Genomic DNA, 25,903 nt, shown 5'->3' with positions numbered 1-25,903 from the left:
CCGCCCCGCACGTATACCGTCAGCCGCGCAGGGACTGGGAACCGCACGTCAACCCCGACCAACGCCTGCACATCGGCCACCAGCGCCACAGCACCGTCGAGGGCAACAGCCACAGCGAGCTGAAGGCCGAGGAGCACCGCATCACCCATGGCAACCGCCTGGTGGAGCTCAAGGCCGACGATCACCTGACCGTCGCCGGCAGCCAGCACCTGAAGCTGGGGACGGGGCAGTTCATCGAGGCCGGGGAGGAAATCCACTATTTCGCCGGTGAAAAGCTCGTGCTGGACGCAGGCTCTGAATTGACCCTCAAAGCCGGCGGCAGCTTTATCAAGCTGGATGCTGGTGGGGTGAGCGTGGTGGGTGCGGAAGTCAAGCTGAACTCCGGGGGAAGTGCGGGGGCGGGATCGGGCGTGGCCATCCAAATGCCTCTGCCTCCCAGAACACACGAACCCGAGCCCCAAGGTTAAGCTGCGGCAACGCGCGAACGCTCCACCGAAGAAGCCGCAGCCCGCTCATGCGCCAAGGGCCTTTGTGCACCTGTGCGCAAAGGCCCTTGGCTGATCGCGCTGGGGGCGGACGCCGATAGCACTCTGAAAACCTTGAGAACCGAACGGCCAAGTCTTGACGATCCAGGCCTTGATCAGCAGCCCCGCCGGCCTGGACACCCTGGCCCAACACCTCGGCGACGCACTGGTAGTCCAGGAGCCGGGCGGGCAAACCCTGCTACAGCGTAGCTATGCGCCCCACGTGCTGCTGCTCACCGAGGTTCCCCTGGGCCGAGACTGGGGTAATGCGCAGGTATCCATTTCAATTTATGCGCTGAATACCCTCTTGATCTGAGCTAATTCTGTGCGCGTTTCCTTTCGGATGACGCGCCAATGGCCAGCCCTGCCCACAGCTTCCGAGCCGCCCTGCCCCACCCCGCACCTTCGCAACGATACTGGCTTCTCGGTCTGGGAGCGCTTTCGCTTCCAGCCTTGGCCCTGAATACCGTGAGCCTGACCCAGTCGGCCCTCTCGCCCGGCTGCCTCGATTACCAGGTCATCGGCCTGTGCTTCTGGCTGTCCTGCACGCCGTTCGGCTGCGACATCGAAACCTCCATCCGCGTCCAGCACTTCAACCCCGACCTGGTGGTTTCCAGCTATGCCGTCACCGGCGAGAACCCCTGGGCCGAAATGGCCGCGCTGTCCGCTCCCCTTCCAGGCGCCGAAGGCGGCGGCAACCTGATCACGCCCAACACCCGCCGCGACAACCTGCCCCGCTTCAAGAACGTCGATGTCATCGGCCATCCCGGCGGCTTCATCGTGGCGCAAGTGGCTGCCGCGTCCGGCCTGGTGTGCTCCAGCGGCGCAACGGCCTTGCAGCCCTACTTCCTCAGCACGCTGGACACCCTCGCCTGGCGCCACGCCATTCCGGAAACCCTCTATCCCGAGGCGCTGACGCCCGGCCTGCGCGAAGTGGGCAGTCAGCTCGACGGCGAGATGTGGGGCAATGTCTACCCGCGCCACGGTTTCCTGGTCCAGCCCGACGACTTCAAGGCGGCGGCGGTGATGGCCCAGCGCGCCGCCGACTTGGTCACCCGTGATGGCCAGCCGCACGTCTACCTGCCGCTCACCCCAGCCGCCCACGCCGGTTACTGGCCACCGCCCCCGGTGCTGGAAAACGACCCCGCCACGCACACTTGGCAGCCGCTGTATCCCGAATCGAGCGACAGATGCGCTGTGTTTCCCACTGAAACCGTACAAGCCGAAGACGGCGCCTATGCCTGGGCGCTGTGGCGCCCCTACAGCTGCTGCGAGCGCAAGGGCCAGGTGCTGTTGGGCACCGTCGCCTTTTAAAGGAGCCGCCATGGATCGACTACCCCGCACCACCCGCCTGCTGCCGATCCTGCTGCTGTGGTCGACTGCCAGCGTCGCCGTTGACTACCGCCTCGGCAGCCGCGGCGAAGTGCTGGATGACCGCGTGCTCTACACCCTGGGCGGCGGCTCGGCGGCGGGCGCGCCCACCTCGCTGTACCGCCCCGACGGACTTGGTGTCGGCCTTACCTGGCGGGCCAATCTGATGTGCGGAAACATGGACCTGCAAACCACCCTGCGCAATCAGCTCAACGGCGTCACCGAGGGCTTTCAGCAGATCATGGGCAGCGTGGTTCAGAACGCCACCCAGGCGGTGATGTCATTGCCGGCGCTGATCATTCAGCGCGCCAACCCCGGTCTCTACGAGCTGCTCAGCAATGGCGTGATGCAGGGCCGTATTGACTATGACCGCTCGCAGCTGACCTGCCAGGCCATGGCGCGGCAGATGGCCGACGCCATCGGCCAGGGCGCCTGGGGTTCCTTGGCCAAGGGGCAAGCCATGCAAGAGAACCTGCAGACCAGCCAGGACGCGGTCAGAGTGGTCAGTGCCACCGAAACCACCGGCGGCAACCAGGGCGTGACCTGGGTCGGCGGCCAGCCGGCCGGGGGCAGCGGCCAACCGCCGATTCGGGTAACCCGCGACCTGGTCCAGGCTGGCTACAACCTGCTGCACAGCCGCCCGGCCACTGATACCCAGGCCATCCTCGACGCGGACTGCAACGGCGGCGCCCTATGCAGCGCCTGGAGCACACCCCAGCAGGCGGCGGACTGGGCCGTGCGGGTACTCGGCGAAACAGAGATCGCCACCTGTGACGACTGCGAGACGCTGCACGCCAGCGCGGGAACAGGCCTGACGCCCTTGATTCAGGAGACCTACCAGGAGCATCTGCAGGCGCTGCAGGGTTTGCTGGACGGTTCGCAGCCGCTGACTGCAGACAGACTGGCCAGTGCTTCCAGCCCGCTTCTGATGGTCAGTCGCGGCGTCATCGAGGCGCTGCGCGACGATCCCGACCAAGTGACGCTGGCCCGGCGCATGGCCAGCGAAACTGCCCTCTCCGACGTGATCGGCAAGGCCCTTCTGCTGCAGCGCGCCCTGCTCGCCGGCCAGCGCGAGCCGCATATCGAATCCGCCACCCCGGCCCGCGAGGCGGTGCAACGCCAGCTCGCCACCCTGGAGCGCGAGATCCACGCCCTGCAACTCGAGCTGCAATTACGCCAGATGCTCGCCGGCAATGCCGCCAGCCTGATCCTCGAACGCCAGGAGGTAGCGACCAGCGCCGCACGTGCCGTGCGCCAGGGCGATCCCGAACCGGGTCGCCTGCGCGAAGCCCAGTCCAGCCCGGGCAGCCAGCCATGAGGCGGCACTGGCTGAGCATCGTGGGTACCGGCGCGGCCATGCTCATGCTGGCTGTCGCGCTAATAAATACCCGCCTCGGCGCGCTGGGCGACCAATCTAGCTCGCAGCACGACTCGCCCTATCTGCTGGCCTGGCGCCTGCTGCTCTATGGCGCCATCGCCCTGTTCTGGTGGCGGCTGGACCGGCTGCGCACCAATCCCGCTGCACGCCGACAGTGGCGCCGACTGGCAACGATCTGCGCGCTGCTCATCCTGGCCATCGAGCTGGGTCGCGGCCTGCGGGCCTGAGGGACGAACCATGAGCACCAACAGCTACCTGGAGTTCTACCTCACCCTGCTGGGTTGGATCATCAACAACGGCCTGTGGAACCTGCTGCTGGACACTGGCCTGTTCGCCGCCCCGCTGGGCGCGATCATTCTGCAGGAGTGGCTGTCAGCCCGGCAGCTGGGCGCTGACGAGGGCAACAAGGGGCTGCTGTCGGTGGCGCGCGTCGAGAATCGGTTATGGACGGCCTACGTCGTGCTGATGTTCGCCTGCGCTCCACTGCTGCCGGTGAACCTCACGACCCTGCGCCTGGACGCCCAGGCCAGTCAGCGTTGCGGCGTCAGCGTCGCGCAGCCCGGCGAAACGGCCTGGGGCGTAACCTTCGACACGATTGGCGATCAGTCCGCCAACGTGCCACTCTGGTGGTACCTGGTGCATACGCTGAGCAAGGGCGTGACCGCTGCCGGCACCGCCGCCATTCCCTGCGCGCCGGACATTCGGCAGATCCGCATGGACATCGACGAGACGCGCATTCATGACCAGGTGCTGCTGCAGGAGGTCGCCGACTTCACCAAGGACTGTTACGGCCGCTCGCGCGCCCGCCTGTTCAGCCAGCGCCCGGTACAGAGCAAGCAGGAGGATTTCGACACGTCCTGGATCGGCTCGCGGCTGTTTCTCGACTCGAGCGGCTACTACGACCGCGACCGCTCACGCCTGCCGCGCGCCAGCTGGCCCTACGACGATGTGCGCGACGCCACCCTGCCACAACCCGACAGCGGCGGCGGCTACCCCTCCTGCCGGCAATGGTGGGCCGACGCCGGCATCGGTCTGCGCAGCCGGCTGGTCGAGCAGATCGATCCCAGCCTGTGGACGCGCCTGAGCGGCTGGCTGACCGGACGCACAACCGGAGAGATCCAGGACATCACCCTGCGTGAGCTGGTCAGCCCCCGGCTGCAAGCGCTGACCATGTCCCCCGGACAGGTCTACCAGGAGTACGGCGGCGGCAGCCGGGGCGACTCGCTGGGCCACCGCCTCAACAACCTGGCCACCAACAGCGGCCTGGCCCTCGGCGCGCTGGGCAATTACGCCTCGCTGAATGCCCTGCGCACCGCCTTGCCGATGGTGCAGGCCTTTCTGATTCAGGCCACCATCATCTGCCTGCCGCTGGTCTTGCTGATCAGCACCTACCAGCTCAAGGTGCTGATGACCCTGACTTTCGCGCTGTTCACCCTGCACATGCTGACCTTCTGGTGGGAACTGGCCCGTTGGGTGGACTCGAGCATGCTCGACACGCTGTACCGCAACGTGGCGCTGGGCGACCGACTGCTTCTCACCCTCCCCTCGGCGGGCCTTGATGATGGCACTGTGACAGCTCAGGTGATCACCTACGTGATGGGCGCCATGTTCATCGTGCTACCGATGCTGTTTCTCGGCGCCATGAGTTGGGCGGGGTACTCGGTGGGATCTGGGGTGGAAAGCATGTTGTCGCGCGGCTCACAAAGTAGCCATACCGCCGGCTCCCAAGGCATATCACTGGGCACTTCAATGATCAAAGCTGGAAAGGGGAAATAGGATCATTTCAAGCTACCCCACTCGTCATAACGCTCTGGCCAATGCGTTCGATGGTCTGGGTGATCAATTTGATCGTACTCCGGCGATCCAGGCGACGGATCGAAATCCCCAGACCGAGTGATGAGATAGCCCAGCCCCACCGTAAGCAGCACGGGCAACGCCACCCCGAACCCTACCAGTAGTAGGCCGGCAAGCATCAGTAGATCGCCACCCCTGAAGACGGATCGAACCAGCAGCCGGCCGTGACGCATACCGCTGTCCTGCACGCGCTTTAGCTGGCGATCCTCCAGAACGCGCCAGCGCCACCACCATGAGCCCGCCCAAGCACCGAAGCGATGCGCCTGGGTGGTCTTCTCCTGCTCAGCCATGACGCACCCTCCACGGTGCCGACTTAGTTTCTGCTCACTCAAGCTTGGCCGTCCTGGCGAAACAATCCACGCCATGCCACACCGTTGGTCGCTTCGCTTCGCAGCAACAGAACGCACTGGAAGCCAGTGGATTTACGCCTCCATCGCCGCCTTGCCCAGGTTGCCGAACCCGACTAACTACCCCTTACGACTCGCTGCCACTGCAGCACGTCCAAGTAGCCAGGATCTTCGAGGCTGCGCCCAGTCCGGGTGGTCCGACCCAAGTGCGATCAGCGTTCGGCGGTTCGCACGATCACTTCGGTGATGAACGCCACTTTCACACGCAGTCTTCGCGGCGCCATAGGCCGCTTCCCTACCCACCGGGCACCCATTCCCGGTCGGGCATGGGCATGCCTTCGCCGAGGAAAACCGCATGAGTGACATTTACCAAGAGGTGACCCACAAGATCGTCGAGGCCCTGCAGCAGAAGGTGGTGCCCTGGATCAAGCCCTGGCATCCCGGTCGGCCTGCGAGTTCGCCATTTCCCAGCAACGCGGTCACCGGACGCGCCTACCGAGGCGTGAACATCCTGTTGCTCTGGACCGAGGCACGGCTGCAGGGCTATAGCCAGGATCGCTGGCTCACTTACCTTCAGGCAAAAGAGGCTGGCGGCCATGTCCGCAAGGGCGAAAGCAGCACACTGACGGTGTTCTACAGCTACAAGGAACGTGAAGCGCGTGATCAGTCGGGCAACATCATCCGGGATGCAGAAGGTCTACCCAAGCTGGAGCGCATACCGGTGCTCAGGCGCAACTTTCTGTTCAACATCGAACAGACCGAGGGCGTTGAAGCGGCACCAGAGGAAATCGCGGCCCCGGGCGAAGGGTTCTCACCCCACGCTGAAGCCGAAGATCTGATGCGTCGCTCCGGGGCGTGCATCATCCATCGCAGCGAAAACAAGGCGTTCTATTCACCCGCGCAGGACTACATCCAGCTGCCCTGCGTTCAGCAGTTCAGCTCCACCGGCGGCTATTACGCGACTGCCCTGCATGAACTGATTCACTGGAGTGGTCATGCCCGGCGTTTGAACCGCGCGGGAATTGTGCTGCCCACCCCGTTTGGCTCGCAGGAATATGCCTTCGAGGAGCTGATCGCGGAAGTCGGCGCGGCCTACCTGTGTGCCCTGACGGGTATCCAGGGCGAGCTGCGCCACGAAGGCTACATCGAGTCATGGCTGCAGGTTCTGCAAAGCAACAAACAGGCGATTTTCCGCGCCAGCGCTTATGCGCGCGATGCCAGCGAGTACCTGCTGACCCTGAAGGCTGACCGTCTCACTGCGTAACGATTGCCCCGGTCCTGCCGGGGCATTTTCTTTTCAGCAACATGGAGCGTGCCCGAGATGAACGAACCAAACGCAGTTGCCAAACATGAAGCATTCAGATTTCTCGCTGCAATTGACCTGCCCGTGCGGCCTATCGACTGGTTGCTAACGGACTTTCTCGAACAGAATTCCTTGGCGGTTCTTTATGGCGGAAGCAACAAGGACAAGTCACTCCTAGCCCTTGACCTGTCCTGCTGCCTGGCGACTAACACGCCGTTTCACGGCCAGGCAGTGCGCCAAAGTGCCGTGTTCTTCATCACCAGCGAAGGTCATTCGAGCATTGCTCGGCGCTTGCGTGCTTGGTCGGCACACAACGGCGTCAACCTGAAGGATGCCCCACTGTTCATCTCCAGCCATCCGGCCGATATGGGCATCGAGGCCCATATATCAGGCGTTGCTTCAGCCATTACTCAGCTGTCCGAAGCTACCGGTCACGCACCCGCCTTGATCGTGGTCGATAACCTGTTGCGCAATTTTAGCGGCGACGAAAACAGCCCAGCAGACATCAGCCACTTTGTGCGCCTGGCAGACCTGTTGATCAGTCGTTTGAACGTGGCCGTTCTCGTGATCCACAGCGGCCATAGCAGCTCCCGAGGATTATCCGCGCTCAAAGATGCGGTCGATGGCGAGTACGAACTGAGCCGAAGTGCGGACAACAGGCTGTGCACCCTGAGTGCGCGTAAGATCAAAAACGCCCCAGAGCCCGCCCCCTTGACCTTCGAGCCGATCGATTTTCTGGAAAACCGTTAAGCAGGTGGATTTCGGTGACAGCGATTATGCACACGACGCCAGTGAGCACTTGCGAACCAGAAGGCTGACAGCCTGCGTAACGACTGCCCCGGCTCCACCGGGGCAGTCTTCTTGTTGGAGCGCCCATGCACTGGCTTCGCAGGCTCTCAAGATCAAGCCGACCCCGGCAAAACGAGCCGGTATCTGACGAGCCCTGGATAGCCGAGCGAAGTGATCACCTGGACCGCATCTATCAGCAAACCTCGCTGCCGAAGGCATGCTTCGAACAGCTTTTCCTGGTCCCACTCAAACGCTACGCAACACGGATAGAGCAGACGCCAGCCCAGCAGGAAACCTACGCCCACCCGGGAGGGTTTCTGGACCATAGCCTGGCCTTGATCGAGGGTGCCCTCAGGCTGCGCCGCTCACGACTGCTTCCCGCCGGCGCAGCCCCGGAAGAGCAGGCACAACAGGCCGAGGCCTGGTCTGCGGCGCTCGTGTATGCCGCGCTACTCAATGAACTGAACCCGCTTGCCCAGGCAGGCGTGGATGGAAGCGGCCACGGCCTGGCCCTGCTTGTCGACCAAGGCATCTGTGACTGGCTTCAGGGCTTCCCTGAGCTCTGGAGACAGCTCACTATCGCCTCCACCAGCCCTCGCCGCCAGGCAACCGAGCTGGGCGAGCTGATTGACCTGGCGCGTTGCGCGCTGGACGGAGCCCCGCCCGCAGGCCAGGGCCTGACAGCTGTTTCTGCCGAATCCGAGGATGCACGCGACACGGATGACGGCGTCCATCAGGCCCCCGCCGCCGCGAAAGACAGCACAGCGGATAATCCCGGACGGGCCTTTCTTCTCTGGCTAAGAACGCTCATCGCCCAACGGCAATTGTCGGTGAATCAGGAGAATTCAAAGGTGCAGGTCGTTGATGGCCAGGCCTTCATCTATAGCCCCGCCCTTTTTCAGCGTTACTGCCGCGAGCTCGACATCAACGGTCCGCCGGCAGGCCGCGGCCTGGAATGGCGCAAGCTGCAACGCCGCTTCGAGGCCCTGCAGATCCATCGCAAGGCCCCTGATGGAATGAGTCTGTGGGGCTGCTCCCTGGCGTGGCCGGGCCGCAAGCCCCGCCGGTTCAGTGGCTACCTGCTGAACGCCGATGAGCTCTTCCCCGTCACCCCATCCGATAACCCGTTCTGCCTGCTTGGGCGATATCAAAAGCCACACGCCGATCAAATCGATAAACGCAATGCTCTATGAACAAGCCAATTATAAAATAGCAAAAAAAAACGAAAAATATAAAAACACGAAAAGTACAAAAGTACAAAAGTACAAAAGTACAAAAGTACAAAAGTACACACAAAAATACCCAAAACCAACCAAGTGCTTGGTTTGTTGAGCAAAAGAATTAGAAGTCGCTCACGCTTCAACAGAAAACATTGAAAAATGGTCTTTCAACGCCCTTTTCATCTGCTAACAAATTAGCTCCGAACCCACAAGCGACGGACAGGGAAGTCGTCCAGGCGTAACAACAGAAAAGGATATTCGACGAATGCCATACAACCCTCATGCCAAAACCTATTACCGGCCTCTTGAGGCCGCCCTGCGCTGGTGCAATCTGTCCGCGCACGAAGAGCAGATACTCGCCGAAGCGGCACAGTCACCCGCATTCCAGCCACACCCTTGCTTTTTGAGATGGCCTTGCCTGCAGGCCAACACCGAGAAAATCCTCGATGCCATCCATAACGGCGAGCTGCGCTATGGCTGCCTGGGCACTACCGTCACCGCTGGCACCTTCATCGAATCTCACTCCCTGACGGTCCGGCATACCGACCTCAAGAGCTGGATGTCCGATTATTATCCGGATCAGAAACCCAGCTTTCTTTTTGATGCCTTCGAAAGAAAGATACACAGCGGCATTACGTTGGACGCCTTCCAGGTGATCAAGGCCGAACATGACTCGCTGGTGAAAAAGATGGAGTCGCAATGTGCGGAGTGTCAGTTCAATGCCCAGAAAGTCGATAAATCCCCGGGAATCGACCTAGTCGATGCAGCATCAAGTGTTCCCAGCGAACGCAGCGAAAAAACCAATTTGAACATCATTGGCTCCCTCCTCGACCTGCTACTTGGCAAATCCCCATCGGGCACTCCCTATTCACGGTTCGAAACGCAATCCGCGGTGATTTCCTCTCTGGTTGCACATCACACCGGGCGCCTGGGTATCACGAAACGAACCCTGGAGCGGAAATTCGCCGCAGCTCGACAAAGTCTCGGGACTGGCAGCGCCCTACCGCCAATACGGTAGGGCTTACCGCCAATACGGTTTACCGCTGCGCAGTGCCGGTCTTTCTTCAGGTCACCCATCACGCGCCATCACGCGCCAAGGAGTGACCATGCAAAGCCCCAAGCAGCCCCTCGCCCACCCCGCACGCCATATCCTTCGCCTCAATGAAGTCATGCGTCGAACCGGCTTCCGACGTGCGCACATCTACAACCTGATGAAGCTCGACAAATTCCCGCACGCCAGACGCATCGGCCTGCGGGCGGTGGGCTGGGACTCCCAGGAGATCGAGCAGTGGATTGCCGCCCGCCTGGACAGGAGCTGAGCGCATGTACGTGCTTTCGATCATCTCCACCAAGGGCGGGGTGGGCAAAACCACCATCACCGCCAACCTGGGCGCACTGCTCGCCGACGCGGGATTGCGCGTGTTACTGATCGATCTGGACAGCCAGCCGACCCTGTCCAGCTACTTTTCCCTGACCAGCCGAGCGCCGTGCGGGACGCTCGAGCTCATCGCCCAGCACCAGCTGGATCCGCGCCAGGTCGTGTCGCGCACCGAGATTGCCGGGCTGGACCTGATCCGCTCCAATGACCCGACCGGCCAACTGGCCACGCTCCTGCTCCACGCGCCCGATGGCCGGGTCCGCCTGCGCAACCTGCTGCCCCGCCTGGCCAGCGCCTATGACCTGGTCCTGATCGATACCCAGGGTTCGCGCAGCGTCGTGCTGGAAATGGCCGTGCTGGCCGCGGATCGCGCGCTGTCGCCGGTGCTCCCGGAAATGCTGGCCGCCCGGGAAGTGCATGGCGGCACCCTGCAGTTGCTGGCCGACCTGCAGCCGCTGCAACGGATGGGCATCCGCACACCCGCACTGGCCCTGCTGCTCAATCGCACGGAAGGCATCAGCAACGACGGCCGCCTGATTACCGCCGGCCTGCGTCGCTCCTTCAGTCATACGCCGCCCCTGCTGCTGCTCAATACCAGCATTCCCGGCCTGGTCGCCTACCGGCAGGCCGCCACGCTCGGGCTGCCGGCACACCGTTTCGAACCGCGTCAGCCCCACGGTCGCAAGGCGCCCTCCTGCCTGAGCTCAGTGCAGGCGCTGGCAATCGAACTGTTTCCGCAGTGGCAACCGCAACTGACACAGCTGACCCTGGACGCGGGAGACCGGCGATGACCCTCACTCCCGTGATGCCGCCCTACTCGGATGAAGCGGAACAGGCTGTCCTGGGCGGACTGCTGCTGGATAACCAGGCCTGGGACCTGGTTGCCGACCTGCTCTGCGGCGAAGACTTCTTTCGCGCGGAGCACCGGCTGATCTTTCGCGCCATCGAAACCCTGGCCAACCAGAACACACCCTTCGATGTGGTGACGCTGGCCGAGCACCTGGAGAGCCAGCCGGAAGCGGGAGGCTTGGCGTACCTGGGCGAACTGGCGAAGAACATCCCCTCGGTGGCCAACCTCCCCACCTATGCGCAGATCGTCCGCGACCGCGCCCATCGGCGCCGCCTGATGCAGTTCGGCTTCGCCTGCTATCGCGAAGCCAACGAGTCCGAGGTGATCGTCACGGACCTGCAGGAGCGCTTCGAGCAGCGGCTGTTCGGCCTTGGCCAGCACCTGCAAACGCACGAATTCCTCGACCTGCGCCAGTGCCTGGGAACGGTCATCGATGAAATCGACCGCCACTTCAACGCGGGCAGCGTCACCACCGGTTTACCCAGTGGACTGACGGTCCTCGATGAGCACACGGCGGGTTTTCAGCCGGCCGATCTGATCATCATCGCGGCGCGCCCGTCGATGGGCAAAACCAGCCTGGCGCTGAGCCTGCTGGAGAGCGCCCTGCTCGCCCGGCCCCAGCACAGCGTGCAGATCTACAGCCTGGAAATGCCGGCGCGCGCCCTGGTCTATCGCCTGCTGGCGATTCTCGGCCAGCTGTCGCTGTCCAGCCTGCTCAAGGGCACCCTGCAGGATGATGACTGGCCACGCCTGAGCGCGGCGGCGGGCAAGCTCAGCCAGTTCGGCGAGCGGCTGATCATCGATGACACCCCCGCGCTGAGCTGCGCGGCCCTGCGGGCGCGCGCCCGGCGCGCCAGCCGGCGCTTCGGCATGCCGGCCCTGGTGATGATCGATTACCTGCAGCTGATGCGCTCCTCCCCCCGGGAAAACCGCAACCTGGAAGTCACCGAGATCACCGGCGCGCTCAAGGCCCTGGCCAAGGAGCTCAACTGCCCGGTGATCGCCCTGTCCCAACTCAACCGCGCCTTGGAGCAGCGCGGCAACAAGCGCCCGCTGCTGTCGGACCTGCGGGAATCCGGCGCCATCGAGCAGGACGCCGACCTTATCCTGTTCGTCTACCGCGACGAGGTCTACCACGCGGACAGCGAAGCGCGCGGCACGGCGGAGCTGATCATCGGCAAACACCGCAACGGTCCAACCGGCACGGTGCACTGTGCGTTTCTGGCCGAACAAGCGCGCTTCGCTTCCCTGGCCTCGCCCTCCAGCTGGAGGCCGGAGTGATGCCGCCTCGCCATGCCCACACCACCCTGGACCACATTGCCCAGCAGTTGCTGTCGACTCAACGCGAGGCGCCACCGGACCTGACGCTGGCCGACCCGCTAAGCGACACGCCGATCCGCGTCAGCCTGGAGCAACTGCGTCCCTACGAACACAACCCGCGCACCCTGCGCAATCCGCTCCACGACCAGTTGAAAGCCTCGATCCGGGAACGCGGGCTGGATCAGCCACCGACCATTACCCGGCGCCCCGGGGAACGCCACTACATCGTTCGCAATGGCGGCAACACCCGCCTGGCCATCCTCAACGAGCTCTGGCAGGAAACCGCCGACGAGCGCTTCTTTTACCTCGACTGCCTGTTCAAGCCATGGACCGATGAATCCAGCGCGCTGCTCGGCCATCTTGCCGAGAACGACCTGCATGCCCAGCTCAGCTTCATCGAACGCGCCTTCGCCGTGGACCGCCTCAAGTCCCTCTATGAACAGGAGGGTCCTGCGCTCAGCCAGCAGGAACTGGCCAGGCGCCTGACCGCCGGCGGCTATCCCGTCTCGCAATCGCACATCAGCCGCCTGCTGGAAACCCTCGAACATCTGCTGCCAGGCCTGCCCTTGGCCTTGCGGGCCGGCCTGGGCAAACCCCAGATCACGCGGCTGCTGGCCCTGCGCAAACAGGCGCAGGGCCTGTGGGCGCAACTGCCACAGGCCGGCGAAGACTTCAGCCACGTCTGGACACGCGCCCTGCAGGCATTCGACACCGCGGGAATTCCGCCCATCGAGGCGCTGAGCGAGCATCTGCTGAGTCAACTGAAGCCGGCGCCGCCGACAACCGCCACAGAGCATCCCGCCGATCCGCAACCGGACTGCGACCGGCCGGCCCTCCCCCCAGCGGACCACAACGAGCCAGTACGTCAGCCGCTCGGTGCTCCTGAGGCGGATACCGGACTCGACCGCGACTCGGCCCTGTGGCCGATCAGCGCCGAACTCGACAGCCCCGCGCCGCTGCGCAGGGAGATACACCGCCTGGCCGGTGCGCTGGCAACGGCCGCCGGCATTCCCGAGGCGGTCATCCCCACCGACTACGGGCTGGGCTTTGCCTGGCGGCCCAGCCCCGCCGAGACGCCTCTGGCGCTGTCGGTGCACTTGCTCCTGGGCGCCCTGCTGCGCGCGCATGATCCGGGTGATTGGCAAGACTGCCAGCATCTGCCGGCCGCGTTGTTCGGACAGGTGCTGCTGGGCAGCTATCAGCTGCCGCTTCCTGGCCGGCCCGCTGAAGACATCGGCCTGGCGCGTCTGCCGGATGCGTTGCTGACGCAGCTGTTTCGCCTGATCCGCCTGAGCCGACGCCTGATCGACCTGGAATCCCCACCTGCCACCTGAAAGGAGTACCCGATGAGTCTCTCCTTCCACAGTCTCAACAACGCCATGCTGCTGCAGATTCTGCATGACCTGCGGGCCGGCAACCGGGAGCGCTGCAAGGCACTGGGCCTGGGCGAGGAGGATCTGGAGCTGCTGCGCACCCTGCCCTACGGCATTCTGGCGAGCCTGGCGCACGCACCGGTGCCCTGGGTGCAGGTGCGCATCGATCTCCAGACGTTCCGGCGCATCATTGTGCAAGGCGAACGGGACGAGCAGCTCGAGATGCTGATCAACCGGGCGATCCGCCTCGGCGCCAGCAGCTCCATCATGTACGAGTGTTTCGGCCTGCTGTACTCGGAAACCGCACTGCGCAGGCGGCTGCTGAACGTCCCGGTCCGCAAGGGACGCCCCCAGCAGCTCAGCGAGGCCCAGCAACACGCCCTCTGGCGCAGGTGGCTGCAGTTGCGTCCCAAGGAGCACAGCCGGGATCCCACCGAGCAGTTTGAAGCCATGCTGTTGCTGGCCGAAGAGCAGCAGATCAGCGTGGCGCACGTCTGGCAGCAAGTGGCTCTGCATGGCGAACGCCAATGAGCGCAGCGCGCTGGAAGCGGATCATTCAGCAGGCCACCCGCCTGCCGGTCGCCGAGCAGCCGCACCGATCCGCCCCGGGCGACGCCATCGAGATTCAGGACGAAGGGCGCAGCCCTTTCCGTTACAGCGGCGCGTGCCATGACCGCGTGCCGCGCGCGCTGCTGCTCGACAGGCGTCTGACCCCTCTGGAGCGCAATGCCTGGCTGGTCATTCGCCTTCTGAGCCACGAATCCGCAGCGGCACAACCCCACTACGGCGATCTGCAGCATTATCTGTCCACCGTTCCCGGCGGCACGCGCGCCTCGCGGGAAACCGTCGCACGCGTGCTGTCCCTGCTGCGCCTGACGCGCTGGCTCAGCCGGGTCTCCCGGGGACGCGACGCCCACACCGGGCAGTTGCAGAAAGCGCTGTACGTGCTGTACGACGAACCGCTGAGCCCGGCCCAGGCCCTGGCGATCGACCCACACTATTGCCAACTGATCCAAGACAGCCTGGTGCACGCGGCCAAGGCCGTGCGCCAGGTGGCGGAGCGGGTTCTCGACGAACTGAAGCATGACCCCGCCGTTGGCCCCACGCAGATACCCACCCCCCGCGCACACCGGCCGCACCGGGCCGACCAACGCCCAGGACTACGCACCGTCATGCCACCGCACGACTCCGAACCCGGTGATTTCGCCCGGTTCGGAATCGCGCCTGCCCGGGTTCGGAATCACTCAGCGCCCGGTTCGGAATCCGAATCAAGCCTGAAATCAATGACTTACCAACCGGTTCGGAATCCGAACTCGCCGAGTACAGTACGTACAGATACAAGCATTGATACCTGTACAGTACCGCGCGCGCAGGAGGATTCAGCGCTTGGCTCATGCCACGATGGACTGAACGCTCTGAAGCTCACCCGCAGCGCACGGCGGCAGGTCAGCCAGGCCCTGCTCAGCCTCCCACCGGCGCAGCGTCAGGCCGTGCTGGACGAGGCCGCGGCCCGCTGCCGGGCCGGTGGTATCCGCGAGCCCGCGGCCTACCTGACCGCGCTGATCCAGCGCGCCCGGCATGGCGAGTTCAAGCCTTGGGCCGCCGCCGGAGCGCCCGAAAGCGCGTTGCCAGCCAAACCGCCCAGCCAACCGCCACCGCCCGAACGCCCGGCGCAGCCCAAACGCCAACCTGGCGACCCGGTATCCGCACAGGTGCAGGTCTGCCTGGATGAACTGCGTCAGCACAGCCGATGCAGACGCGACACCGGATCCGTTCCGCCCGCGGAATAATCCCTGTCGCCCGGCTCGCTGCCGGTTATGCCACTGGCATAAACCACCGGACCCGGAAGCGAAATAACCGAGCGGTCGACATTCAGTTTTCTGGCTGTATTGGCCAACGGCATTGCGCATCATCAGGCCAACTACGCCGACGCGGGGACCTCACCGTGGACTCGTTTCAGATCGAACTGGGCGCTTTGCGCAGCAACATCAGCCTGACCCTGCACACCTTTCATGCGGCACTGATCTGGCGTGGCCGCACGGCGCGCCTCGGGGCACGGCCGATCCTCGGCATGGCCGGGTACATCCAGATCACCAATCAGCTCAGGCAGGCAGCGGCCGCCGACGACCCTTATGCCGACTGGGCCATGTGCCAGCTGGAAGCGAAACTGGCGAGCGCTAAGGCCCGCATAGGCGAGCTGATCCAGCACCTGGAGCGCATCCACCAGGACAGGCCCGAACAGGTCGAGGTGGGCGACAATCTCAACCAGCACCCGGTCGTCCTGCCGCTGTACATCGGCAGCCCGCTGGGTTTTCTCGGCGTTTACCTGCTGACCGACTACGACATGCTGGCTCGTCGCGCCCTGCTGGCCCACCACACCGCGCTGATGGGTCAGCGGGAGATGGCGACCATTCTGGACAGTGGAGGCCACCAGCTACGCAGCCTGTTCGACCTGGCGCAGCGCTGCAAGCCATCGGGATTGTGCCGCGAGGACTTTCGGGCCAACCATGCCGAGGCGCAGGCCATCCGCGCACGCCTGGGTCCACTGCCAGACGATATCCTCAGCGGAGTGCAGCGCTCGCAGTACGCACCGACGGTTTCTCAGCGGCGTGCCAGCCTCATCACCAGTCTTCCTCCTGACAAGATGCCACCCCAACCTAACCTGCGGCGAATCGTGGCGTGCCCGTCACAGCCAGTACCTCGCTTGATACAGAGTCGGGATTGACCACCACAACGTCGGAGGCCAAGCCCTACTCTCATTTGCTCACGTCACGCTAGGCGGCGATCCTACCAATGGGATCGTTGCTTTTCGGAAAAGCCCCCATGGCCCGGGAGGCTCCGCATCCCGGGCCATGGGGGCTGGAAATACTGTCCGACAATGCAGGGTCTTGCGGCCCTGATCTGCATCTCCATCAGGTGCGCGGTTCGCCGAAATACCCCAACATCCTCCTACCGGCATGGCCCACAACCGTTTCTCGCGGCGCATCGGATCGCCGAGATCGACAACCCCGCCAATTTGCCTCTGCTTCTTGGCGGCGTGGTTTTGCATCATTAGTCGCCTGTAGAGCTGAGCCATTACCAATGGTGTGGGTCAAGTTGTGGGTCAGGAGAAAATTACCAACCTGCAGAAACGCGAAAGCCCCGCAGCACGGGGCTTTCAGCGATATGTATGGCGGAAGCGCAGAGATTCGAACTCTGGGACGGTTGCCCGTCGGCGGTTTTCAAGACCGCTGCCTTAAACCACTCGGCCACACTTCCGAAAAGAAACCGCGCCGTCCGGCGCGGGCGGCAATAGTACCGGATCGCAACACACTGTCAAACACTGCGGGTTCCTCTGCCACGGGGTTTTGCTATGATCCGGCCATCTCAAATGCCTTCCTCGACAGGAGAGCCTCATGCAAGAACGTAACTACGCACTGAATCACGCGCAGGTGGAACAGCGCGAAGTCAGCGGCGTGCTGCGCAACACCTACGGCCTGCTGGCACTGACCCTGGCGTTCAGCGGCATCGTCGCTTATGTCTCCCAGCAGATGCGTCTGCCCTACCCGAACATCTTCGTGGTGCTGATCGGCTTCTACGGCCTGTTCTTCCTCACCGCCAAGCTGCGCAACTCCGGCTGGGGCCTGCTGTCCACCTTCGCCCTCACCGGCTTCATGGGTTACACCCTGGGCCCGATTCTCAACCACTACCTGGGCATGGCCAATGGCGCCGAGGTGATCAGCTCCGCGTTCGCCATGACCGCCCTGGTGTTCTTCGGCCTGTCCGCCTATGTGCTGACCACCCGCAAGGACATGAGCTTCCTGAGTGGTTTCATCACTGCCGGCTTCTTCGTGCTCCTGGCGGCTGTGCTGGCCAGCCTGTTCTTCCAGATCAGCGGCCTGCAGCTGGCGATCAGCGCCGGTTTCGTGCTGTTCTCCTCGGCGGTGATTCTCTACCAGACCAGCGAGATCATCCACGGTGGCGAACGCAACTACATCATGGCCACCATCAGCCTGTATGTGTCGATCTACAACCTGTTCATCAGCCTGCTGCAGATCTTCGGGATCATGGGCAGCGACGACTGATCGGTTGCCTCTAATGAAAGGGCCCGCCTCGCGCGGGCCTTTTCGTTTCCGGTGCCGTCGCGGGTATGATGACGGCCTGTAGTCGCGGTATCCGAGCCATGAAATTTGCCATTGCCCTCTTCTCCCCACCTCATGCGCCTGCGTCGCGGCGGGCCCTGCGCTTCGCTGAGGCGGTGTTGGCCAGCGGACACGAGATCGTCCGCCTGTTCTTCTACCGGGACGGTGTCTACAACGCCTCTTGCGCAATGGTCGCGCCGCAGGACGAGCTGGACATGGCGGCGCAATGGCGCGCATTCGTGGCAGAGCACCGGTTGGACAGCGTGGTGTGCATCGCCGCCGCCCTACGCCGTGGCGTACTGAATGCCGAGGAAGCCCGCCGCTACGAGCGCGAGGCGATCAGCACCGGCGCGCCGTGGGAGCTGTCGGGGCTTGGCCAGCTGCACGAAGCAGCGCAACTGGCGGACCGCCTGGTCTGCTTCGGAGGCGACTGATGGCCAAGTCCCTCCTATTGATCTGCCGCCAGTCACCCTGGGCTGGCACCGCCGCGCGCGAGGCACTGGATATCGCCCTTGCCGGTGGAGCGTTCGAGCTGCCCATTGCCCTGCTGTTCATGGACGACGGCGTGTTCCAGCTGCCAGTCGGTCAGCAGGCGACCGCGCTGGAGCAGAAGGACCTGAGCGCCAACCTGCAGGCCCTGCCGCTGTTCGGCGTGGATGATCTGTATGTGTGCCAGGCAAGCCTGGCACGTCGCGGCCTGACCGATGCCACGCTCAGCCTGCCGGTGACCCCGCTGCACGGCGCTGAACTGCCGGCGCTGCTGGCCCGTTTCGATCTGGTGATGACTCTCTGATGACTACCTTGCACCTGCTCAGCCAATCCCCCTGGCGCCAGCCGCTGGACAGTGTCCTGCGCCTGCTGGGTGCCGACGACGCCCTGCTGCTGTGCGGCGATGCCTGCCAGGCGCTGCATACCGGCAGCGAGGCCTGGTCCCTGTTGCAAACCCTGCCCGCAACGGTTCGTCTGTATGCCCTGCAGGAAGACCTGCAGGCCCGCAATCTTGGCGCAGCCGAACGGGTTACTCCAGTGGACTACCCGGCGTTCGTCGAGCTGTGCGCGCAATACGACAAGGTGAACGGCTGGCTATGAGCGACTTGCAGGTCAACGGGCAGACCATCGCCTTGGACAAGGACGGCTACCTGGCCGACCGTCACGACTGGAACGACGCCATCGCCGCGGCACTGGCAGCGCGAGAAGGGCTGGAACTGACCGCAGAGCACTGGGAAATCCTGCACCTGCTGCAGGCTTTCTATGCCGAGTTCCAGCTGTCGCCGGCAACCCGGCCGCTGATCAAGTACGTAGCCCTGAAGCTGGGGCCGGACAAGGGCAACAGCCTGCACCTCAACCGCCTGTTCAAGGGCACTCCCGCCAAACTGGCCGCCAAGCTGGCCGGCCTGCCAAAGCCGACGAACTGCATATGACGCTCGATACCTCGCTCGAACATCCCTTTGCCCAGTACGTGCGCATCCTCGGCAAGGGCCAGCGCGGCTCCCGGGGACTGACCCGCGAGGAGGCCCGCGACGCCATGGGCATGCTGCTCGACGGCCAGGTCGAGGAGGTGCAGCTGGGCGCCTTCCTGATGCTGCTGCGCCACAAGGAGGAAAGCGCCGAGGAGATGGCCGGTTTTACCGAGGCGGTGCGTGCTCGCCTCGACGCCCCGCCGATTGCGGTGGATATCGACTGGCCCAGCTACGCCGGCAAGAAGCGTCATTTGCCCTGGTATCTGCTGGCCATCAAGTGCCTGGCCGACCAAGGCGTACGCACCCTGGTGCATGGCGCCGGTGACCACACCGCCGGACGGTTGTATACCGAGGATGTCCTCGCCTTGCTGGGCATTCCACAGTGCCAGGACTGGCAACAGGTCAGCGACGCGCTCGACCGGCACAACCTGGCCTTCATCCCGCTGGGCGCGTGGATGCCGCGCCTGCAGCACATGATCGGCTTGCGCAACGTGCTGGGCCTGCGCTCGCCGATTCATTCCCTGGCGCGCCTGCTCAACCCGCTGGGCGCGCGATGTGGGCTGCAGAGCATCTTCCATCCCGGCTATCAGGAGATTCACCGCAGCGCCAGCCAATTGCTCGGCGACACCGCCATCGTCATCAAGGGCGAAGGCGGCGAGATCGAGGTCAATCCGGACAGCCCTGCCACGCTCTATCTGACCGCCGCCGGCGAAACCCGCGACGAGAGCTGGCCGGCGCTCTCCGCGCAACGGCACACGAAGCCCGAGCGGCTGGACCCGGTAGAGCTGCTGGCAGTCTGGCGCGGCGAGGCGACAGATGCCTATGGCGAGCTGGCGGTGCAGGCGACCATCGCCCTGGCGTTGCACGGTCTGGGCCATGAGCGCGAGCAGGCCTTTGCCCTTGCCGAGCGCTACTGGGCTGAGCGCAACAGATCGAACTGATCGATAGAAACGACCGGAACAGCTCACCCATCCATCAGCCTGGCGCCGCTAGACTCCTCTGCACACAGAGGGGAATAGACGATGGGTCTTCTGATCGATGGCCACTGGCATGACCAGTGGTATGACACCGCCCGCGATGGCCGTTTCGAGCGCGAACAGGCGCAGCGCCGCCACTGGATCACTCCCGACGGCAGCGCCGGCCCCACGGGAGCCGGCGGTTTCGCAGCCGAGGCCGGGCGCTACCACCTGTACGTGAGCCTGGCCTGCCCCTGGGCGCACCGCACCCTGATCGCCCGGGCGCTCAAGGGGCTGGAGGACATCATTCAGGTTTCGGTGGTGAGCTGGCTGATGCGCGAGCACGGCTGGACCTTCGACCCCCAGACCGGCTCGAGCGGCGATGCCCTGGATGATCTGGAGTTTCTCCACCAGCGCTACCGGCAGGACGATCCGCACTACACCGGCCGGGTGACGGTACCGATGCTCTGGGACAAGCGTCAGCAGCGCATCGTCAGCAACGAATCGGCGGACATCCTGCGCATGTTCAACAGCGCCTTCGATGGCCTGACCGGCTCGACCCTCGACCTGTATCCCGAGCCCCTGCATGGCGAGATCGACGCGCTCAACGCGCGCATCTACCCACGGGTGAACAACGGCGTGTACCGGGCCGGCTTCGCGACCACCCAGGACGCCTACGAAGAAGCCTACGACGACCTGTTCAGCGAGCTGGACTGGCTTGAACAACGCCTGAGCCGGCAGCGCTACCTGGCCGGCGAGTACCTGACCGAGGCAGACTGGCGCCTGTTCACCACCCTGATCCGCTTCGACGCGGTCTACCACGGTCACTTCAAGTGCAACCAGCAACGCATCCTCGACTATCCGAGCCTGCATGGCTGGCTGCGTGAGCTGTACCAGTGGCCGGGCGTGGCAGCCACCGTGGACTTCACCCACATCAAGCACCACTACCACGCCAGTCACCAGACCATCAACCCGACCGGCATCGTGCCCAAGGGTCCGGCGCTGGACCTGTTCGCGCCACATGGACGCGATAGTTTGCCGGGCAAGGGCATCTGGCAGCGCCGCCAACCGTAGGGTGGTCAAGGCAAAGCCTTGGCCACCGAGCCGGCGGCTAGATGTCTAGCGCTGCGCTCCTTCGAACCAGGCCAGCTTGTCGCGCAGGCGCACCACTTCACCGACGATCACCAGGGTTGGCGCCCGCACGGCTTGCTCGGCGACGCGCTGCGGCATATCGGCCAGGGTGCCGGTAATCACCCGCTGGTTGACCGTGGTGCCCTGCTCCACCAGCGCGATCGGGGTATCGGCACCACGGCCGTGGCGCATCAGCTGTTCGCAGATCACCGGCAGGCCGACCAGTCCCATGTAGAACACCAGGGTCTGCCCCGGCGCGACCAGATCCCGCCAGGGCAGATCGCAGCTGCCATCCTTGAGGTGACCGGTGACAAAGCGCACCGACTGGGCATGGTCACGGTGGGTCAGCGGAATACCCGCATAGGCGGAACAACCGGAGGCGGCGGTAATGCCCGGCACCACCTGGAAGGGAATGCCCTCGGCGGCCAACTCCTCGATCTCCTCGCCGCCCCGACCGAAGATGAACGGGTCGCCGCCCTTCAGGCGCAGCACGCGCTTACCCTGCTTGGCCAGCTCCACCAGGCGCCGATTGATCTGTTCCTGGGGCAGCGCATGCTCGGCGCGCTGCTTGCCGACGTAGATGCGCTCGGCATCTCGGCGGCACAGTTCGATGATTGCCGGCGCCACCAGGCGGTCGTAGAGCACCACATCGGCCTGCTGCATCAGGCGCAGGGCACGGAAGGTCAGCAGGTCCGGATCGCCGGGACCTGCGCCGACCAGATATACCTCACCCAGCGACCGGGCAGAACTGCCCGCCAGCTTCTCCTCCAGCAGACGCTCGGCCTCGGCCGGTTTGCCGGCGAACAGGCTCTCGGCGATCTGGCCCTGGAAGGCTTCTTCCCAGAACACCCGGCGCTGTTGCACATCCGGCAGCGCTGCCTTGACCCGCGAACGGAATTTCTTGGCCAGCCCGGCCAACTGCCCGTAGGCGGCGGGAATCCAGGTCTCGATGCGGGCGCGGATCAAGCGCGCCAGCACCGGCGCGTCGCCACCGCTGGACACCGCCACCATCAGCGGCGAGCGATCGACGATGGCCGGAAAGATCACCGAGCACAATTCCGGTGCATCCACCACGTTGACCGGGATGCCCCGCGCCTGGGCTTCACGGGAAATCCGGGCATTGAGCGGTTCGTCGTCGGTCGCAGCGACTGCCAGACGAACCCCATTCAGATCCTCCTCTCGGTAATCACGCAGATGCAGCTCGCCGCCATGGCGGGCCACCAGAGCCGCCAGCTCATCCAGCGCTTCGTGGGTGACCACCCGAGGCACCGCGCCGGCATCGGTCAGCAGGCGAATCTTGCGTAACGCCACCTCGCCGCCACCGATCACCAGCACCGGAGCGTTCTTGAGGTTGTGGAATAGAGGAAGAAAATCCATGGAATCTTTACCTTTTGGGGCCAGGCTTCATCAAAGCCCATGCGCGCAAGTTCAGCGCTTGTCGGAAATCAAGTCGAGCAGTTTCCGTGCCACTGCCCCCAAATGAGACAGGCCGGCTTGCGCCGGCCTGTCTGTGCCCTTTAACCGATCACTTCGATGCCGCCCATGTACGGCTTCAGTGCGGCCGGCACCCGAATGGTGCCATCGGCCTGCTGGTAGTTCTCCAGCACGGCCACCAGGGTGCGACCGACTGCCAGGCCGGAACCGTTGAGGGTGTGCACCAGCTCCGGCTTGCCGGTTTCCGGGTTGCGGTAGCGCGCCTGCATGCGGCGGGCCTGGAAGTCGCCGCAGTTGGAGCAGGAGGAAATCTCGCGGTACTTGTCCTGGCTGGGGATCCAGACTTCCAGGTCGTAGGTCTTGGTGGCGCCGAAGCCCATGTCGCCGGTGCACAGCGCCAGCTTGCGATACGGCAGTTCAAGCAGTTGCAGCACGCGCTCGGCATGGCCGGTGAGTTCCTCCAGCGCCTCGAAGGACTTCGACGGCTCGACGATCTGCACCATCTCGACCTTGTCGAACTGGTGCTGGCGGATCATGCCGCGGGTATCGCGACCGGAGGCGCCCGCCTCGCTGCGGAAGCACGGGGTGTGGGCGGTGAGCTTCAGCGGCAGTTGCTTAGCATCGAGGATTTCGCCGGAGACAACGTTGGTCAGCGACACCTCGGCGGTGGGGATCAGGTACAGGTCGGCCTGCTCGCCACGGCTGATCTTGAACAGGTCTTCCTCGAACTTGGGCAGCTGGCCGGTGCCCTGCAGGGCCGGTGCCTGCACCAGATACGGGGTGTAGCACTCCTCGTAGCCGTGCTCGCGGGTGTGCAGGTCGATCATGAACTGCGCCAGGGCGCGGTGCAGACGCGCGATGGGCCCGCGCATCAGGGCGAAACGGGCGCCGGAGAGCTTGGCGGCGGTCTCGAAATCCAACCAGCCGTGCTGCTCGCCCAGGGCCACGTGGTCCTTGACCTCGAAATCGAACGTGAGCGGCGTACCCCAGCGCGACACCTCGACGTTCTGCTCCTCGTCGCCGCCCACCGGCACGGATTCGTGCGGCAGGTTGGGGATGGTCAGCATCAGCGCGTCCAGCTCGGCCTGGATGGCGTCCAGCTCGCGCTTGGCCTGATCCAGGTCACCACCCATGCGGTCGACTTCGGCCAGCAGCGGCGCGATGTCCTCGCCGCGGGCCTTGGCCTGGCCGATGGACTTGGAGCGGCTGTTGCGCTCGGCCTGCAGCTGCTCGGTACGCACCTGGACGCTCTTGCGCTGGCTTTCCAGCGCGTCGATGCGTGCCACATCCAGGTCGTAGCCACGGGTCGCCAGGCGGGCGGCGACGTCCTGCAGCTGGGTGCGTACCAGTTTGTAATCGAGCATGTCTGTTCTCGTCTGTCAGAGTTTGTTCAAAGCCAGGCCCGCCCAGGTGGCCAGCAGGCTGATGACCACGCTGGCCAAGGCATAGCCGAGGGCGGTCGCGAGCTGGCCGCTTTCCAGCAGGCGCAGGGTATCCAGGGAAAAGGAGGAAAAGGTGGTCAGCCCGCCCAGGAAGCCGACGATCAGGCCGGCACGCAGCTCCAGCGGCAATTCCGGGCGCAGCAGGAACAGGCCGAAGAGATAGCCGATCAGCAGGCAGCCGACAAGGTTTACCGCCAGGGTGGCCAGGAAAAAATGGTGCGGCCAGTGGGCGGTCACCCAGTTGGCGGCGGCAAACCGCAGCAGGCTGCCCAGCGCGCCACCGCCCGCCACAGCGAGCACGACACTGATCATGGGCGCCTCCGCTGCCGGGTGCTGTTGCGATCCAGCGCGGCCAGGTGCTCGAGCTTGTCGCGGATCTTCAGCTCCAGGCCGCGCGGCACCGGCTGGTAGTAACGGCGCGGCTCGAGCGCTTCGGGGAAATAGTCCTCGCCGGCGGCGTAAGCGTCCGGCTCGTCGTGGGCGTAGCGGTATTCGTCGCCGTAGCCCAACTGCTTCATCAGCTTGGTGGGTGCATTGCGCAGGTGCAGCGGCACTTCCAGCGAGCCGGACGCCTCCACGTCGCGGCGCGCCGCGTTGTAGGCGGTGTACACGGCGTTGCTCTTCGGCGCGCAGGCCAGATAGACGATCGCCTGGGCCACGGCCAGTTCGCCTTCCGGGCTGCCGAGGCGTTCCTGCACATCCCAGGCATTCAGGCACAGGGTCAGCGCGCGCGGGTCGGCATTGCCGACTTCCTCGCTGGCCATGCGCACCACGCGCCGGGCGATGTACAGCGGGTCGCAGCCGCCATCGAGCATGCGGGCGAACCAGTACAGGGCGGCGTCCGGGTTGGAGCCGCGCACCGATTTGTGCAGCGCGGATATCTGGTCGTAAAAGGCTTCGCCACCCTTGTCGAAGCGCCGCCGGGTGTCGCCGAGCAGGTTCTGCAGGGCTTCAGGGCTGATGGCCTCGCCGTCCTCGACCAGGTCGGAAGCGTTCTCCAGCAGGTTGAGCAGGCGGCGCCCATCGCCGTCGGCGGCGGCCAGCAGGATCTGTAGGCTTTCCTCGGGCAGGCTGAGCCGGCGGGCGCCCAGGCCCTTCTCTTCGCTCAGGGCGCGCTGCACCAGCTTGCGCAGCGCCGCCTCGTCGAGGCTTTTCAGCACATAGACGCGGGCGCGGGACAGCAGCGCGTTGTTCAGCTCGAAGGACGGATTTTCGGTGGTGGCGCCGATGAAGATCAGCGTGCCGTCTTCCACATAGGGCAGAAAGGCGTCCTGCTGACTCTTGTTGAAGCGGTGCACTTCATCGACGAACAGGATGGTTCGTCGGCCAGACTGGGCGGCGTGCTGCCGGGCGATTTCCACGGCCTGACGGATTTCCTTCACGCCGGACAGAACGGCGGAAATCGTCTCGAAGTGCGCGTCGGAAACCTGCGCCAGCAGCCGCGCCAGGGTGGTCTTGCCGACCCCGGGCGGGCCCCAGAAGATCATCGAGTGCAGCGCGCCCTGTTCCAGCGCCTCGCGCAGCGGCTTGCCGCGCGCCAGCAGGTGTTCCTGCCCAACGTACTCGTCCAGATTGGCCGCGCGCAGGCGAGCGGCCAGGGGCTGGGCGGGAGGGGTTTGCTGGAACAGGTCCATGGAAACGCTGGCATGCCT

29 protein-coding genes and 1 tRNA gene are annotated in these 25,903 nt (G+C 64.6%); 24 read left to right on the top strand and 6 right to left on the bottom strand.

The features are described 5' to 3' along the window. From SF06_RS18535 to SF06_RS14020, 6 genes are all read left to right on the top strand, one after another. Positions 1-467: bacteriophage T4 gp5 trimerization domain-containing protein (locus tag SF06_RS18535; protein WP_039562170.1), on the top strand; the 467-nt coding region annotated here is incomplete at its 5' end. 169 nt (positions 468-636) lie between these two features. Beyond that, on the top strand, positions 637-840 hold the full coding sequence (locus SF06_RS14040; RefSeq protein WP_169745312.1) for a DUF4123 domain-containing protein: 204 nt from the start codon (positions 637-639) through the stop codon (positions 838-840). Between the two features lie 137 nt (positions 841-977). Then, on the top strand, positions 978-1,838 hold the full coding sequence (locus SF06_RS14035; RefSeq protein ID WP_039562166.1) for a TIGR03756 family integrating conjugative element protein: 861 nt from the start codon (positions 978-980) through the stop codon (positions 1,836-1,838). A gap of 10 nt (positions 1,839-1,848) precedes the next feature. Further along, positions 1,849-3,213: an integrating conjugative element protein gene (locus tag SF06_RS14030; protein WP_052199828.1), complete on the top strand. Its 1,365-nt coding sequence runs from the start codon at positions 1,849-1,851 to the stop codon at positions 3,211-3,213. Then, positions 3,210-3,500 (top strand): hypothetical protein, encoded by a 291-nt coding sequence (locus SF06_RS14025; RefSeq protein ID WP_039562164.1) that lies wholly within the window; start codon positions 3,210-3,212, stop codon positions 3,498-3,500. Before SF06_RS14030 ends, SF06_RS14025 begins: the two co-directional genes overlap by 4 nt. 10 nt (positions 3,501-3,510) lie before the next feature. Continuing rightward, the gene (locus SF06_RS14020) at positions 3,511-5,049 is read left to right on the top strand and encodes a conjugal transfer protein TraG N-terminal domain-containing protein (RefSeq protein ID WP_039562163.1); all 1,539 of its coding nucleotides are present in this window, start codon (positions 3,511-3,513) and stop codon (positions 5,047-5,049) included. A gap of 2 nt (positions 5,050-5,051) precedes the next feature. Here the strand turns inward: SF06_RS14020 and SF06_RS14015 are convergent, their stop codons facing one another. Further along, positions 5,052-5,417: a hypothetical protein gene (locus SF06_RS14015; RefSeq protein ID WP_052199827.1), complete on the bottom strand. Its 366-nt coding sequence runs from the start codon at positions 5,415-5,417 to the stop codon at positions 5,052-5,054. Between the two features lie 412 nt (positions 5,418-5,829). Here SF06_RS14015 and SF06_RS14010 point away from each other — a divergent pair, with 412 nt between their 5' ends. The 11 genes from SF06_RS14010 to SF06_RS13960 all read left to right on the top strand — a co-directional run bounded on the left by SF06_RS14010 (position 5,830) and on the right by SF06_RS13960 (position 16,432). Beyond that, positions 5,830-6,738 (top strand): ArdC family protein, encoded by a 909-nt coding sequence (locus SF06_RS14010; RefSeq protein ID WP_039562162.1) that lies wholly within the window; start codon positions 5,830-5,832, stop codon positions 6,736-6,738. Positions 6,739-6,795: 57 nt separating this feature from the next. Beyond that, positions 6,796-7,527 (top strand): AAA family ATPase, encoded by a 732-nt coding sequence (locus SF06_RS14005; protein WP_052199826.1) that lies wholly within the window; start codon positions 6,796-6,798, stop codon positions 7,525-7,527. A gap of 125 nt (positions 7,528-7,652) precedes the next feature. Beyond that, on the top strand, positions 7,653-8,759 hold the full coding sequence (locus tag SF06_RS14000; protein ID WP_039562161.1) for a TraI domain-containing protein: 1,107 nt from the start codon (positions 7,653-7,655) through the stop codon (positions 8,757-8,759). A 292-nt stretch (positions 8,760-9,051) separates the two neighbouring features. Further along, the gene (locus SF06_RS13995; protein WP_039562159.1) at positions 9,052-9,804 is read left to right on the top strand and encodes a hypothetical protein; all 753 of its coding nucleotides are present in this window, start codon (positions 9,052-9,054) and stop codon (positions 9,802-9,804) included. Positions 9,805-9,892: 88 nt separating this feature from the next. Further along, positions 9,893-10,105, top strand: a complete 213-nt coding sequence (locus tag SF06_RS13990; RefSeq protein WP_039562157.1) for an AlpA family phage regulatory protein — start codon at positions 9,893-9,895, stop codon at positions 10,103-10,105. Positions 10,106-10,109: 4 nt separating this feature from the next. Continuing rightward, positions 10,110-10,955, top strand: a complete 846-nt coding sequence (locus SF06_RS13985) for a ParA family protein (RefSeq protein ID WP_039562156.1) — start codon at positions 10,110-10,112, stop codon at positions 10,953-10,955. Further along, the gene (gene dnaB, locus SF06_RS13980; protein WP_039562153.1) at positions 10,952-12,295 is read left to right on the top strand and encodes a replicative DNA helicase; all 1,344 of its coding nucleotides are present in this window, start codon (positions 10,952-10,954) and stop codon (positions 12,293-12,295) included. Before SF06_RS13985 ends, dnaB begins: the two co-directional genes overlap by 4 nt. Then, the gene (locus tag SF06_RS13975; protein ID WP_039562152.1) at positions 12,295-13,668 is read left to right on the top strand and encodes a ParB family protein; all 1,374 of its coding nucleotides are present in this window, start codon (positions 12,295-12,297) and stop codon (positions 13,666-13,668) included. The genes dnaB and SF06_RS13975 overlap by 1 nt, the downstream gene beginning before the upstream one ends. A 12-nt stretch (positions 13,669-13,680) precedes the next feature. Then, a complete protein-coding gene (locus SF06_RS13970) occupies positions 13,681-14,238 on the top strand; it encodes a DUF2857 domain-containing protein (protein WP_039562150.1) in 558 nt (185 codons plus the stop codon). Beyond that, positions 14,235-15,497 (top strand): STY4528 family pathogenicity island replication protein, encoded by a 1,263-nt coding sequence (locus SF06_RS13965; RefSeq protein ID WP_039562149.1) that lies wholly within the window; start codon positions 14,235-14,237, stop codon positions 15,495-15,497. The genes SF06_RS13970 and SF06_RS13965 overlap by 4 nt, the downstream gene beginning before the upstream one ends. A 155-nt stretch (positions 15,498-15,652) precedes the next feature. Next, positions 15,653-16,432: a PFL_4669 family integrating conjugative element protein gene (locus SF06_RS13960; RefSeq protein ID WP_052199825.1), complete on the top strand. Its 780-nt coding sequence runs from the start codon at positions 15,653-15,655 to the stop codon at positions 16,430-16,432. A 445-nt stretch (positions 16,433-16,877) separates the two neighbouring features. On the opposite strand, the gene SF06_RS13955 is transcribed toward SF06_RS13960, so the two are convergent. Then, a tRNA-Ser gene (locus tag SF06_RS13955) sits at positions 16,878-16,965 on the bottom strand. 137 nt (positions 16,966-17,102) lie between these two features. Between SF06_RS13955 and SF06_RS13950 the strand changes: the two genes are divergently transcribed. The 7 genes from SF06_RS13950 (at position 17,103) to SF06_RS13920 (ending at position 21,318) form a co-directional block, all read left to right on the top strand. Beyond that, on the top strand, positions 17,103-17,771 hold the full coding sequence (locus tag SF06_RS13950; protein ID WP_039562147.1) for a Bax inhibitor-1/YccA family protein: 669 nt from the start codon (positions 17,103-17,105) through the stop codon (positions 17,769-17,771). Positions 17,772-17,869: 98 nt separating this feature from the next. After that, entirely contained in the window at positions 17,870-18,262 is a 393-nt protein-coding gene (gene tusD, locus SF06_RS13945) for a sulfurtransferase complex subunit TusD (RefSeq protein ID WP_039562146.1), read from the top strand. Continuing rightward, positions 18,262-18,621, top strand: coding sequence for a sulfurtransferase complex subunit TusC (gene tusC, locus SF06_RS13940; protein ID WP_039562144.1), 360 nt, complete (start codon positions 18,262-18,264; stop codon positions 18,619-18,621). Before tusD ends, tusC begins: the two co-directional genes overlap by 1 nt. After that, on the top strand, positions 18,621-18,917 hold the full coding sequence (gene tusB / locus SF06_RS13935; RefSeq protein ID WP_027591090.1) for a sulfurtransferase complex subunit TusB: 297 nt from the start codon (positions 18,621-18,623) through the stop codon (positions 18,915-18,917). Before tusC ends, tusB begins: the two co-directional genes overlap by 1 nt. Further along, positions 18,914-19,249: a TusE/DsrC/DsvC family sulfur relay protein gene (locus SF06_RS13930; protein WP_027591091.1), complete on the top strand. Its 336-nt coding sequence runs from the start codon at positions 18,914-18,916 to the stop codon at positions 19,247-19,249. Before tusB ends, SF06_RS13930 begins: the two co-directional genes overlap by 4 nt. After that, positions 19,246-20,229 (top strand): glycosyl transferase family protein, encoded by a 984-nt coding sequence (locus SF06_RS13925; protein ID WP_039562141.1) that lies wholly within the window; start codon positions 19,246-19,248, stop codon positions 20,227-20,229. Before SF06_RS13930 ends, SF06_RS13925 begins: the two co-directional genes overlap by 4 nt. Before the next feature lie 81 nt (positions 20,230-20,310). Beyond that, complete coding sequence (locus SF06_RS13920) at positions 20,311-21,318, top strand: glutathione S-transferase family protein (protein WP_039562139.1); 1,008 nt, start codon at positions 20,311-20,313, stop codon at positions 21,316-21,318. A 45-nt stretch (positions 21,319-21,363) separates the two neighbouring features. Here the strand turns inward: SF06_RS13920 and cysG are convergent, their stop codons facing one another. From cysG to SF06_RS13900, 4 genes are all read right to left on the bottom strand, one after another. Continuing rightward, on the bottom strand, positions 21,364-22,752 hold the full coding sequence (gene cysG / locus SF06_RS13915; RefSeq protein ID WP_039562137.1) for a siroheme synthase CysG: 1,389 nt from the start codon (positions 22,750-22,752) through the stop codon (positions 21,364-21,366). A gap of 140 nt (positions 22,753-22,892) precedes the next feature. Then, positions 22,893-24,173 carry a serine--tRNA ligase gene (serS, locus tag SF06_RS13910; protein WP_039562136.1) on the bottom strand — a complete coding sequence of 427 codons (1,281 nt, stop codon included), beginning with the start codon at positions 24,171-24,173 and terminating at the stop codon, positions 22,893-22,895. Positions 24,174-24,188: 15 nt separating this feature from the next. Beyond that, complete coding sequence (crcB, locus tag SF06_RS13905; protein ID WP_039562133.1) at positions 24,189-24,563, bottom strand: fluoride efflux transporter CrcB; 375 nt, start codon at positions 24,561-24,563, stop codon at positions 24,189-24,191. Next, the gene (locus tag SF06_RS13900) at positions 24,560-25,885 is read right to left on the bottom strand and encodes a replication-associated recombination protein A (protein WP_039562132.1); all 1,326 of its coding nucleotides are present in this window, start codon (positions 25,883-25,885) and stop codon (positions 24,560-24,562) included. The genes crcB and SF06_RS13900 overlap by 4 nt, the downstream gene beginning before the upstream one ends. Between the last annotated feature and the right edge of the window lie 18 nt (positions 25,886-25,903).

Source organism: Pseudomonas flexibilis (assembly GCF_000802425.1).
GTDB lineage: Bacteria > Pseudomonadota > Gammaproteobacteria > Pseudomonadales > Pseudomonadaceae > Serpens > Serpens flexibilis.
Note: the sequence above shows the minus strand (reverse complement) of the source record. Positions and strands in the feature narration are given on the sequence as shown.